This is a genomic window from Ignavibacteria bacterium (assembly GCA_017302895.1).
Classification (GTDB): domain Bacteria; phylum Bacteroidota; class Ignavibacteria; order Ignavibacteriales; family Ignavibacteriaceae; genus UTCHB3.
Genome location: JAFLBV010000001.1, coordinates 1,883,643 through 1,895,574, shown reverse-complemented (window position 1 = coordinate 1,895,574; position 11,932 = coordinate 1,883,643). Strand labels below are relative to the sequence as shown.

The window sequence follows — 11,932 nt, the reverse complement described above, 5'->3', positions numbered from 1 at the left end:
GATCGCCAATACTCCGATGAATTGACAAAAATAACACCTCATATCTAAAAAAAAAGCCCTTTAGGGCGACATATGGGTAGAATCCCGATACCCAAACTTAAAAAAAGCCCTTTAGGGCGACATATGGGTATGGCAGCTATGAGCTCTGATCTATGAACTATGAGCTGATCGCTAATACTCCGATGAATTGACAAAAATAACACCTCATATCTAAAAAAAACCCATTAGGGCGACATATGGATAGAATCCCGGCACCCAAACTCCAAAAAAGCCCTTTAGGGCGACATATGGGTAGAATCCCGGCACCCAACTTCAACAGAGCCCTTTAGGGCGACATATGGGTAGAATCCCGGCACCCAACTTCAACAGAGCCCTTTAGGGCGACATATGGGTAGAATCCCGATACCCAAACTTAAAAAAAGCCCTTTAGGGCGACATATGGGTAGTACTATAGCAACTCTTCCCCATCATAACCGTAGGCTTTGTAAAATCTTTTTCTCTCTGACATTGTACTCTCTTCCAAATGATGCACTTCCTGATTCCGAATATAATTGTGAATTCTGTCCAATTCCGATTGACCAATTGAGAATGCTGCATACCCTTCCTGCCAGGAAAAATGCCCGTACAAGAATTTCTTTTCATTAATAAATTTTGCAGAATTTGCCTTTATGTCTCTAACGAGTTCTGATACACTTTGTGTAGGGTTTAAACCAAGCAAGATATGGAGGTGATCTTCAACTCCGTTGATTTCCAACATTTTATGTCCCTTGTTCGTGACAATACCGGAGATGTATTTTAGGACTTCCTGTCGAAAGGTGGATTTAAGAACTTTTTCCCGTTCTTTAACGCTGAATACGATATGAATATATACTTGTGTGAATGTTTTGTTCTGCATAAAATTCCCGAAATTATTGTTTCCAAGATATCAAAATATTTTCTTCTGATACTCTGATTTTAGCCACATGTCGCCCTAAAGGGCTTTTTAGGGGTGCGGTGTCTGTAATCTACCCACATGTCGCCCTAAAGGGCTCTTTTGAAGTTGGTTGTCGGGGTGCTACACAGATATCGCCATATTTTGAAGTTGGTTGTCGGGGTGCTACACATATGTCGCCCTAAAGGGCTTTTTAGGGGTGCGTTGTCTGTAATCTACCCACATGTCGCCCTAAAGGGCTCTTTTGAAGTTGGTTGTCGGGGTGCTACACAAATGTCGCCCTAAAGGGCTCTTTTGAAGTTGGTTGTCGGGGTGCTACACATATATCGCCCTAAAGGGCTCTCTTGATGTTGGGTGCTGAGTTTCTACCCATATGCCGCCCTGAAGGGCTATATTCTTTTCTATCTTAAGTATCGTGTTCAAAAACATCTTGCCCGAAGGGCAATATTCTTCCCATTCTTTCCTATCTTGGGTATCGTGTTCAAAAAACGAAAACCAACAACTAATAACTCATAACTCAAAACTAATAACTAACTAATGTTTTCCTTCTTTGAGTTTCTCGATGATGAAGTAGGAAGCCACTGAAATTGCGAGAATCATGAGCATTCCTCCAAAATCAGGAGTGAAGATTGATGTGAATGAGCCGAGGGGTTTTGACAAATCTTTCATGAATGAAAAATCAATTTTTGAAAAGTCGATCAATGGTTTTTGGTCTGCGGCAGAAGTACCCGAACCGGAGTTCAGCGCGTAGCCGAAGAGAATCAGCAGCAAAGATGTTAGAGTTATAAGCATACCGATAAAGAACTTTTTACTCCCTTCAGAGGGTCGAACCACTTTGGCAATTCTTCGCATGACAAACGAATTAATCGAAAGAGGTGCCTCTTCCAATTCAATTAGAGAGAAACCATTGTGAGCTTTAAGTAAAAGATTGTATTCTTTTGCGCATGCTTCACAAGTTTCGATATGTGAAAGGAATTCCTGACGGGAAGCAAGATCAACTTGGCCGTCAACAAAATGATTAAAAAAATCGTCGTTATAGTGTTTCATCTCAGTTCATCCTCGAGATTATTTTCTTTTATCAATTTTTTAAGTGCCGTGCGGGAACGGTGAAGCAATACTTTCACATTTGGAGTATTTGTTCCCATCACTTCAGCAATTTCTTCGCAACTCATCTCTTCCAGGTAAAAAAGATTAACTACCATCGAGTAGTTTGGAGGAAGTTTAGCCACGAGTGTGTTCACCAGCTCTTTAATTGCGTTTTTTCTACCGGAAGTATCAGCATCCAGATCCTCAATGTCGAGTTCATCCCCGATCGAGAACATCGACTGCTCAATCTGTCTCTTTTTCATTCCCAGCTTCGAAAGAGTTGTATTATATACAATTCTGTAGAACCAGGTCGAAAATTGAGCGTCTCCTTTAAATGATTTCAGATTATTGTATGCCTTGACAAAACAGTCCTGCAGCACTTCCTCTGCATCCATTCTGTTTTTCAACATTCGGAGAATCATTGAGAAAGCCTTTTGCTTGTAACGGTCAATTATAAGAGAATAATCGGAAGTGTTGCCTCTTTTAACCGATTCAATTATCTCGTGATCATCAAGTTTCTTCATACTACCGTTTAGACCTGAGAGTCCTTTAAATGGTTACACCGTCATTAAATAAAAATTCCAAATGCAATAATACAAAATGAAAAAAATATTTTACCATAGTGTAACCTTTTATTAAAGCCGCTTGTCTGAAGTAGTAGAAACAAATAACAATTATGGAGAATAAAATGCCATTTGAATTCATGATACCGATAATCTTTTTCATAGTTACCGGTGCAGTTGTGATAACCACCCTCTACTTCAGATCGAGGGAAAGAGAAATGATCCTTTCAAAGGATTATACTGCCGAAGAACTTAAGCTTCTCCTAAACCCCGGAGATAAGAAAAAGGGAGTACTGGTCGTCCTTGGAATAATCACGGCAACTTTCGGACTTGGTATGTTGACCGGGACGATAGTCAAAAACCTGACGGGCGAAAATGATTATATCCCCTTTATTATGTTCATTTTTGTGGGTGCAGGGTTAATACTGTCCTTTTATGTAAGAGAAAAACTCAATAAGCAGAAGGAGGGCTAAAATGGAAGATGTTTTGATACCCATAGTTCTTTTTATGGTAATCGGTGCAACCATCATAGCGTCTGTAAGTTTCAGGTTCCTCGAAAAGAAAAAACTTCTTGAGAAAGATATACCGGCGGATGATCTCTACAATCTGATGGGAATTGACAGGGAGGTAAGAAAATCATACTGGCTCGCTGTCTCAGGCACAATAATGATATTCTTCAGTGTGGGACTTGGAGCAGGTTTCTGGCTCGATAAGTTGACAAATGAGAATCCACTCGTAGCCGTCTCTATCTGTCTGTTCACAGGAATTGGGCTTATAACGGCCCACTACTACCGCAGTCATCTAATCAACAAAGAACTGCAAACAAAGAAATAAACCAACCTTAAAACAAAAAACGCAAAGAGAACCAGTCAGGTCCTCTTTGCGTCAGTCAAATATGAATAAATCATAATTCAAAACTAATAACTCATAACTCCTGGGCTTCCAGCCATCTCTCCACATCAATTGCAGCCATGCAACCGGATCCGGCAGCAGTAACGGCCTGACGGTAGGTTTTGTCGGAAACATCTCCTGCAGCAAAGACACCCTCGATATTCGTGTAAGTGGAACCCGGTTTCACAACAAGGTATCCGCTTTCATCTGTATCGAGAACTCCCTTAAAGAGACCGGTGTTCGGCTGATGACCGATCGCAATGAAGACACCCTCACACTCATGCAGTACCTTCTCTCCGGTTTTTACATTTTTCAGTACGACGCCGGTAACAGTTTTCTTGTTTCCTTCTTCGGTACCGACGACCTCATCAACAACGGAATTGAGTGCAAATTTGATTTTTGGATTTTTCTTTGCCCGGTCGACCATGATTTTCGAACCTCTGAATTCATCTCTTCTGTGTACAATCACAACTTCAGAAGCGAATCTGGTAAGATATGTAGCCTCTTCAAGAGCGGTATCGCCTCCACCCACAACCATTACACGCTGATTCCTGTAGAAAAATCCGTCACAGGTAGCACAGGCTGAAACACCATAGCCCATAAATTTGCTTTCGGAGGGAAGATTAAGAAGCTTAGCTGAAGCACCTGTCGAAATTATTACAGCATCGGCAGTGTATGTATCATCATAACTTTTTATTGTAAAAGGTCTCTTTGAAAAATCGACCTCTGTGACTTCCTGATAGATCGACTCAGCACCAAATCTGTGTGCCTGCTTTCTCATAATATCCATCAGTTCAGGACCCTGAATACCGTGTTCAAATCCGGGATAATTTTCGACTTCAGTGGTAATGGTAAGCTGCCCGCCCGGTTGCATCCCTTCAAAGATCAAAGGATTCAAATTGGCTCTGCCTGTATAAACTGCAGCAGTAAATCCTGCGGGACCTGACCCGATTATTATCACTTTTCTGTGATTATTTTTATTCTCTGACATTAATTCTCCAAATTTTTATTTCAATAACAGTATGATGCAAAAAATATATTCAATGATTCAAAATTACCACTTTTTACCCTCATCACAGCAGTCTTTCAACTATCTCATCGCATACAAGAAACCCATCGCGGGTTAATTTCAGTTTATTTCCCTCCAAGAATATCTTTCCGGCTGAAATCAGTCCATCAATAATAAGCCGCCTGTCTCCATACCAATCCTGCATCTCCGGAGAATCCAACGACAATCCCCTGCTCCTTAACCCGAGCATTATGGATTCTTCATAAAGGTCGTTTTCAGAAAGCAACTCACTACCTGCAACTGCTTCATTTCTTTTTTGAACCGCGGCATTATAAATACTCAAAGCGGAATAGTTCCACCATCTTTTTCCATCCATATATGAATGTGCGGAAGTGCCAAAAGAGAGGTAATTTTTACAGTCCCAGTAAATCTGATTGTGCCTGCACTCAAACCCGGGTTTACAGTAGTTTGATACTTCGTAATGTTCAAACCCCTTTTCGGCAAGAAAATCCATGGTGGTTTCGTACAATTCCGAATCAATCTCCTCATCCTGCATTTCTACTTCACCTTTCAGCACCATTTTGTTCAGGATGGTGCCCCGTTCGAGAATCAGGCTGTAAGCAGAGATATGTGTGATTGGAAGTGAGACAGCAATCTCAAGATTCCTTATCCACTTTTCTTTGCTCTGACCGGGCAGATTGAAAATAAGGTCGAGTGAAATATCTGAAAACCCGGCGGTTTCGGCATCTTTGACTGTCTGAATTGCTGACTCTGCAGAGTGTATTCTTGTAAGAAATTTCAGGTCGTCCTCATCAAACGACTGTATCCCGATGCTGATTCTGTTTATTCCAACACACCGAAACCGTCTCAGTTTTTCAAGTGAAACAGTACCCGGATTGGTTTCCATTGTAATTTCGGCGTCAGAGGAAATAATAAAGTTCTTTTTGAGATGATCGATTATCGAACCAAGGTATTCGGGTTCTACAAGTGAGGGGGTTCCACCACCAAAATATATGGTTTCGAACTGGTGTGTTTTTGAGAAGATGCCTGAAAAATGATCGATTTCGCTCGTTAAACAAGTCAGGTAGAGAGATTTGTTATCCTCTTTTATGATGGAATAAAAATCGCAGTAAATACATTTATGATCACAGAAAGGGATATGGACATAAAGCCCGGCGTTTTTAAGCTGACTATCCAAATAGTCCTTCGCCTTCGATAAGCTCTTTTGCACTTTTCAGGGATGCACTTGTCACCTCAGACCCGCTGATCAGTTTCGCGATCTCATTAATTTTGTCATCAGGTGTAAGTTTATTAATCTGCGTGGAAGTGGAGCCATTCTGTTCGAATTTCTGAACAGAAAAATGAATGTCAGAATAAGCTGCAATTTGCGGGAGGTGTGTAATGGCGATAATTTGATGAAACTGCGAGAGCGATTTAAGCGCGATACCAACTTTTTGGGCAATGCGTCCGCTGATTCCCGTATCAATTTCATCGAAAACCAGTACCGGAATCTGATCCATTCCGGCAAGAACAGATTTAAGTGAGAGCATGACTCTGGAAATCTCACCCCCGGAAGCAACTTTTACCAGTGGTTTAGGCTGTTCCCCTGCATTCGTGGAAATATAAAATTCGACATTGTCAATTCCGTTTTCATCAAATTTTACAGACCTTCCGTCGATGACAACAAAATTTCCATCTTTTGAACCCGGCTCTTCATGCGAAATATTGACGACGAATTTGCCGCTCTTGATACCAAGTTCGGAAAGTTTCGCAATTATTCCGTCTGAAAGTGCCCCTGTCGCCAAAGCTCTTTTCTCAGAAAGTTCTTTTGCAATTTTTCCACAGACCTCTCTCTGTTCATTAATCAATCTGCTTACCCCCGCAAGATGATCTGAAAAGTTATCAGCAAGATCAATCTCCTGGAGAAGTTTTTCACGGGTCTCGATGACTTCTTCCAGACTGCCGCCAAACTTTTTCTTTAGCCGGTTTATGGCAACGAGTCTCTCACGACATGCCTCAAGCCTGGAGGGATCAAGATCAATATTTTTCATATAATCCCGAATCATTTCAGCGCTCCCCTGAATGGCAGCAAGTGCCTGTTCGAGATCGGGAACAAGTTCCGCGAAAGTTGCATCAATTTTTCCCAATGACTCCACTTCCTTCCTGGCGGAAAAAACCAGATCATAGGAAGACGGTTCACCTTCATACAATTTTGCGAAAGCAGAGGATGTGAGGGTTAAAATCTTCTCGGCATTTTCCAGAATGTTAAGTTCTTTTTCGAGATCGACATCTTCACCCGGTTGAGGTGATACAGAATCTATTTCCCGAAGACGAAAAGCATAAAACTCCCTTTTTTCTTTAAGTTCGTCTCTTTTTGTTTCTATTTCTCTTTGTTCGGAAAGAAGTTTTTGAAGTTTGAGAGCTTCGCCTGAGAATTTCTCCCGAAGAGAAGTAGTTTTTGCAAAACTGTCGAGGTATCCGATATGATTGTCGGCGTGAAGTATTGCCTGATGTTCGTGCTGACCGTGCAGATCTACAAGGCGATCGCCAATCTCTTTTAGAGTGTTTATGCTTACGGGTGAGTCATTGACAAAAGCGCGACTGTTCCCTTTCAGCGACACTTCCCTTCTGATTATTATTTCCGGGGAGGGCTCAATTTCAAATTCACTCAGGATTTGTTCAATGCGGACAGCAGAATTTCTTTCAGGTCTGAAAACGCCCTCGACAAAAGCCTTTTGAGAACCTGTCCTCACAGACTCTACATACGCCCTGCCACCGAGAATAAGACCAAGGGCGTCGAGCATAATCGATTTCCCTGCACCTGTCTCGCCCGTGATGATATTGAGACCGGGACCGAATTCAATCGTGACTTCTTTTATAAGTGCGTAATCTTTGATGTAGAGTGAGGTGAGCATTTTTTACTTGTTACCCGCTGCAGATTCAGAATATGACAAATCAACAAAAAGCATATAAGAATAAATAAAGGAAGTATCCTTAATCATTCTTATATGCTTCTGTCTCTTCACACCGTTTCCGGGTCCTTTTGGGAAAAAGAAATTAACTGTCGTAATAGGATGACAGTTCATGTCCCAAAAATTTGAGGATCGATCCGATCACCCCAAGATCATCCATGTATCCGAAAAGGGGAACCAGATCGGGAATGGCATCTATTGGAGTGATGAAATAGATCAGCCCTACCACCACAATAGCTTTCCTGTACCATGAGACACGGGAATCCAGCATGTAGTTGTAGAGAGCAATAATATCACGAACAAAGGATATTTTGGTTCCGGATTCTTCAAGCTTCTGCCAGATATTGGCATCGACAAACTGAGCCTGCTTCTCGTATTCCTCTTCGCTTTCAATGTAATCGAAATCAAAATCTCCCTCACCGTTCCCGTTATCTTTCAGCCCCCCGTCCATGGGGACATCATGAAAGTCGAGGTGCTCTTCGCCCAGGTGATCCAAGGTTTTGTCTTTTGTTTCTTCCATGACAACCTCTCTATTTTTTCTTTTCCGGTGTGTAATGTTTCTCGAACCAGTCGTAAACAGTCAGCCACCAGAGTCTTGAGTTTTGTGGTTTTGCAACAAAATGAGTTTCGTCGGGGTAATATAAAAATTTACTTTCAATTCCCAAGCGTTGAAGTGAAGTAAATAACTGAAAAGCCTGTTCTTCGGGCACTCTGAAGTCTTTTGCACCGTGTACTACGAGCATTGGAGTCTTTGCATTATGAATGTAACGGTGAGGTGACCACTTTTCATATTCTTTTCTTTTCTCCCAGGGTGTGCCACCGAACTCCCATTCAGGGAACCATAACTGCTCGGTTGTCCCGAACATGCTTTCGAGATTGAAAACTCCGGCGTGCGAAACGAGTGCCTTAAATCTGTCGGTATGACCGGCGATCCAGTTGATCATATATCCGCCGTAAGAAGCTCCGGCGGCGAAAGTATTATTCTTGTCGAGGTACTTGAAATTTTTTATTGCATAGTCATAAACATTCATCAGGTCGGTATAAACTTTCCCTCCCCAGTCTTTCGAAATCTCATCGGTGAATTTTTGTCCGTAACCGATACTTCCTCTTGGGTTGGGGGCAATCACTACATATCCGCCTGCAGCAAACATCTGAAGGTTCCAGCGATAGTGGAAATCGTCATTCCAGTGACCTTGCGGACCACCATGGATGAGGAAGACGAGAGGATATTTCTTTTGGGGATCAAAGCCCGCAGGTTTCACAAGAATTGATTGAACAGATGTTCCACCTGCCCCTTTTGTGGTGAAGGTTTCGATATCGTTCATATCGAGTTGATTCAATACCTGCTGATTAACATACGAAATCCTCATCATCCCGCTTCCATCCACATTAGCAGAATAGATTTCATGCGGCATCGTGGAAGCCTGTTTTCTGAAGAAGAACTTAGTGCCGTTCGCCGCCAGATTAAGATCAGTTATGTTACCCCCTTTTATCAGGGTAGTCAGCTTTTGTGAAGCAACATCAACACTGTAAACCTGATTATAAACTTCGAAAGGAGCGATGAAATAGATTGTTTTGCTATCAGGAGACCAGATCAGATTTTCAGCGGTCAGGTCAAATTTGGCAGAGATATCGGTCAAACTCCCCTTTGCTCTGTCGAAAATGATGATTCTTTTTTTATCAGCTTCAAAACCTTTTCTCTCCATTGAGGTGAAGGCGATATATCTTCCATCAGGCGAGTAAACAGGCTCACAGTCATTTCCTTCACTCTTGGAAATTTTAACATGTTTGGGTGTCCCGCCTTTCAACACTTCTGTGAGATTGACTGTCCAAATGTCATTGTTAGTGCTTGTCGCAAGGAATTTGTCTTTGTTGGCTGTAAAAACAGCTTCTTTACCGTCAGGTGAGAAATTAAAATCATTCTCGGAACCGAGAGCAACCGGTGGTACATCGTAGCTGGCACCGGGTGTAAGATCATATGCTTTTTTTGAGGAGACATCAAACAGATAAAGAAGACTTCTCTTGTCTCCTCTCCACCTGTTGAAATCACGATAATAAAGTTCGGTAAATATTGAAGCTTTTACTTTACTCTCTTCCTCTTTTTTGTCGCGGGTCTCATTGCACTCGTTTCCCAGGCCGCAGGAAGGATAAACCGAGGAAGTAAAGAGAATATACTTTCCGTCATCTGAGAACTTAAAGGAATTCACCCCCGAATAGTAGCTTGTCAGAGCCTCTTCACCCGTTCCGTCTGTATTGCACAGATAAATCTGATCGTCGAATAAATAGGCGAGTTTATTCAAAGCAGGTACAAAAACAGGTGAACCTTCATTCTTTTCACTTGTTTTAATCCCTTTTCTGCCTGAACCGTCTGAATTTATGGTGCTGATATTACTGTTGCCCTTGTTTAATTCCATGCTGTAAACTGACGAAGCATAGAATATTTTGCTTCCATCGGGTGAAACAGTTATTTTGTTTATTCTTTCCATCGACCAAAGATCATCGATGGTAATTAACCTTTTCTGCTGTGGCATCAGTAATGTACTCATGAATAATATGAAAATAAATAACCTCAAGACGGCACCTCGCTAACTTGATAAAAAAGTTGTAATAATGAGTGAAAATTTACGAAATTTTAAGGGATTGGCAGAAGGGAAAATGATGGTATTTGACATCACCCGATTTAATCCCCGACAAAACGGCGATTGGTTTCATCCTATAAGTAACCGATAATAAAAATGAATTTTGAACGGAATAATTCTTTTTTAACCATTTTTCTAATTTAACGGATTTGTTTTCCAAAAATTTGATCGCAATTCTATAAAAAAATTGTAAAAAATTGTCTGCACCGTGTGTATTTAAAAATTTTTCCTTATTTATTTACGATTCAAATTTTTTAATTTATAGTATAGTTTTTCAAAAAAAGTGAACAGGAATAAGAAGGAGTATCTTTTATGCCAATTATTGATGATTCAGAGAGTTTAGGAATGGAATTTTCTGAAGTTGAGCAGCCGGTCTGGCATCTGGCACAGGAATTTTTTGCATCACCCAAGAAAAAGAATATGGATGATGAAATGAATGATGACGATTTCGATGATGAAGACTTCGATGACGAGGATCTGGACGATGAAGACCTTGCCGAGGAAGACGAAGACCTCGACGATGATTTTGATGAAGAAGACATTGAACAGTTTCTTGAGGATTTTGATGACGGTGAACTTTTCGACGATGACGACTACGATGTAGATGATGATGATCTTGATGATGACGATTTTGATGACGATTTCGACAGCAACCCGAAAAAGAACATAGATGATGATGATGACGACTTTTAAGTCGTTTCCCCCCTTAACTGAATTGTAAGATTATGAATACGGGCTGCTTTAAACAGCCCGTTTTCATGTAATACCGCCAAGGCTCTACTCTCCCAGAAATTTTCCCGGCAGAAGATAGTTTTTTACATAATCAGCCACTCCCTCTTCAAGGGTATGCAGAGGTGCTGTGTAACCTGACATCCTGATTTTGGAGATGTCGGCTTCTGTAAAATACTGGTATTTGGGGGCGAGGTAATCCGGCATGTCAATATATTCAATGTTTGGTTCCAACCCCATCGCACTAAAAATTGCTCCAACAAGATCGTTCCATGTCCTCGCTTTTCCCTGCCCCAAATTGAACAATCCGTTCTTGTCAGGATTTCTGACAAGATGAAGTGTCATGTTCACGGCATCCTTCACATAAACGAAGTCGCGCATCTGTTCCCCGTCTTTATAAGCCGGATGGAGTGATTTGAACAGGGTAACCTTTCCCGACTCCTTTATCTGTCCGTAAGCCTTGTGTACAACACTTCGCATGTCACCTTTGTGCGATTCATTCGGTCCGTAAACATTAAAGTACTTCACCCCGGCAATTTTTTTCAAATTTCCGGTCAGATAAGCCCACTGATCAAACATGTTTTTTGAATAGCCGTACATGTTGAGAGGTTTTATTTTCAGGCAGTTGTCGTCGGTGTCCTCGAATCCGAGTTCACCGTCGCCGTAAGTGGCTGCTGAAGAGGCGTAAACAAATCTGATATCTTTCACCAGACAGTATTCTGCAAGCACTTTTGTGTAACGATAGTTATTTTCCACAAGATGGTCGGCATTTCTCTCTGTGGTAGACGAATTTGCACCCATGTGAATTATCGCCTCTACATTGCCGATATGCACACGGTCTTCAATCTTCTTTATGAACTCTGTTTTATCGATAAAGTCGCGATATTGCAGGTTTACGAGGTTTTTCCACTTCTCATCGCTGCCGAGAGTATCGACTATGAGGATGTCAGTTATACCTTCACGGTTCAACTGCCAGACTATTGCGCTGCCTATAAATCCGGCTGCACCAGTAACTATATACATCTAATTCCTGATTTCTTTGTTAATTGCGGGGATAAATTTTAAATTTGTAATCACATTTTAATGAATTGATCAAAAAAAATCAAATACTT

The 11,932-nt window shown here is 41.3% G+C and carries 12 protein-coding genes; 3 read left to right on the top strand and 9 right to left on the bottom strand.

Annotated features, from left to right (window positions below; genetic code table 11):
- Positions 1 to 448: 448 nt before the first annotated feature.
- The 3 genes from tnpA to J0L60_07665 form a co-directional block, all read right to left on the bottom strand.
- A complete protein-coding gene (gene tnpA, locus J0L60_07675) occupies positions 449 to 895 on the bottom strand; it encodes an IS200/IS605 family transposase (GenBank protein ID MBN8545998.1) in 447 nt (148 codons plus the stop codon).
- 570 nt (positions 896 to 1,465) lie between these two features.
- A complete protein-coding gene (locus J0L60_07670; protein ID MBN8545997.1) occupies positions 1,466 to 1,978 on the bottom strand; it encodes a hypothetical protein in 513 nt (170 codons plus the stop codon).
- Positions 1,975 to 2,541 carry a sigma-70 family RNA polymerase sigma factor gene (locus tag J0L60_07665; GenBank protein MBN8545996.1) on the bottom strand — a complete coding sequence of 189 codons (567 nt, stop codon included), beginning with the start codon at positions 2,539 to 2,541 and terminating at the stop codon, positions 1,975 to 1,977. The genes J0L60_07670 and J0L60_07665 overlap by 4 nt, the downstream gene beginning before the upstream one ends.
- Before the next feature lie 164 nt (positions 2,542 to 2,705).
- Between J0L60_07665 and J0L60_07660 the strand changes: the two genes are divergently transcribed.
- Positions 2,706 to 3,053 carry a hypothetical protein gene (locus J0L60_07660; protein MBN8545995.1) on the top strand — a complete coding sequence of 116 codons (348 nt, stop codon included), beginning with the start codon at positions 2,706 to 2,708 and terminating at the stop codon, positions 3,051 to 3,053.
- Position 3,054: 1 nt separating this feature from the next.
- On the top strand, positions 3,055 to 3,414 hold the full coding sequence (locus J0L60_07655; protein MBN8545994.1) for a hypothetical protein: 360 nt from the start codon (positions 3,055 to 3,057) through the stop codon (positions 3,412 to 3,414).
- Between the two features lie 91 nt (positions 3,415 to 3,505).
- Here the strand turns inward: J0L60_07655 and trxB are convergent, their stop codons facing one another.
- The 5 genes from trxB to J0L60_07630 form a co-directional block, all read right to left on the bottom strand.
- Complete coding sequence (gene trxB / locus J0L60_07650) at positions 3,506 to 4,462, bottom strand: thioredoxin-disulfide reductase (GenBank protein MBN8545993.1); 957 nt, start codon at positions 4,460 to 4,462, stop codon at positions 3,506 to 3,508.
- Between the two features lie 82 nt (positions 4,463 to 4,544).
- Complete coding sequence (gene hemW / locus J0L60_07645; protein MBN8545992.1) at positions 4,545 to 5,678, bottom strand: radical SAM family heme chaperone HemW; 1,134 nt, start codon at positions 5,676 to 5,678, stop codon at positions 4,545 to 4,547.
- A complete protein-coding gene (gene recN / locus J0L60_07640; GenBank protein MBN8545991.1) occupies positions 5,671 to 7,395 on the bottom strand; it encodes a DNA repair protein RecN in 1,725 nt (574 codons plus the stop codon). Before recN ends, hemW begins: the two co-directional genes overlap by 8 nt.
- A 142-nt stretch (positions 7,396 to 7,537) precedes the next feature.
- Complete coding sequence (locus J0L60_07635) at positions 7,538 to 7,903, bottom strand: DUF1232 domain-containing protein (GenBank protein ID MBN8545990.1); 366 nt, start codon at positions 7,901 to 7,903, stop codon at positions 7,538 to 7,540.
- Between the two features lie 79 nt (positions 7,904 to 7,982).
- Entirely contained in the window at positions 7,983 to 9,998 is a 2,016-nt protein-coding gene (locus J0L60_07630) for a S9 family peptidase (GenBank protein ID MBN8545989.1), read from the bottom strand.
- Between the two features lie 405 nt (positions 9,999 to 10,403).
- On the opposite strand from J0L60_07630, the gene J0L60_07625 reads away from it, so the two are divergent.
- Positions 10,404 to 10,784 carry a hypothetical protein gene (locus tag J0L60_07625; GenBank protein ID MBN8545988.1) on the top strand — a complete coding sequence of 127 codons (381 nt, stop codon included), beginning with the start codon at positions 10,404 to 10,406 and terminating at the stop codon, positions 10,782 to 10,784.
- Between the two features lie 84 nt (positions 10,785 to 10,868).
- On the opposite strand, the gene rfaD is transcribed toward J0L60_07625, so the two are convergent.
- A complete protein-coding gene (gene rfaD, locus J0L60_07620; GenBank protein ID MBN8545987.1) occupies positions 10,869 to 11,843 on the bottom strand; it encodes an ADP-glyceromanno-heptose 6-epimerase in 975 nt (324 codons plus the stop codon).
- Positions 11,844 to 11,932 lie beyond the last annotated feature (89 nt).

Coding starts and splice junctions, on each gene's coding strand:
- tnpA (MBN8545998.1), bottom strand. CDS start 895: ATGCAGAACAAAACATTCACACAAGTATATATTCATATCGTATTCAGC.
- J0L60_07670 (MBN8545997.1), bottom strand. CDS start 1,978: ATGAAACACTATAACGACGATTTTTTTAATCATTTTGTTGACGGCCAA.
- J0L60_07665 (MBN8545996.1), bottom strand. CDS start 2,541: ATGAAGAAACTTGATGATCACGAGATAATTGAATCGGTTAAAAGAGGC.
- J0L60_07660 (MBN8545995.1), top strand. CDS start 2,706: ATGCCATTTGAATTCATGATACCGATAATCTTTTTCATAGTTACCGGT.
- J0L60_07655 (MBN8545994.1), top strand. CDS start 3,055: ATGGAAGATGTTTTGATACCCATAGTTCTTTTTATGGTAATCGGTGCA.
- trxB (MBN8545993.1), bottom strand. CDS start 4,462: ATGTCAGAGAATAAAAATAATCACAGAAAAGTGATAATAATCGGGTCA.
- recN (MBN8545991.1), bottom strand. CDS start 7,395: ATGCTCACCTCACTCTACATCAAAGATTACGCACTTATAAAAGAAGTC.
- J0L60_07635 (MBN8545990.1), bottom strand. CDS start 7,903: ATGGACGGGGGGCTGAAAGATAACGGGAACGGTGAGGGAGATTTTGAT.
- J0L60_07630 (MBN8545989.1), bottom strand. CDS start 9,998: ATGAGTACATTACTGATGCCACAGCAGAAAAGGTTAATTACCATCGAT.
- J0L60_07625 (MBN8545988.1), top strand. CDS start 10,404: ATGCCAATTATTGATGATTCAGAGAGTTTAGGAATGGAATTTTCTGAA.
- rfaD (MBN8545987.1), bottom strand. CDS start 11,843: ATGTATATAGTTACTGGTGCAGCCGGATTTATAGGCAGCGCAATAGTC.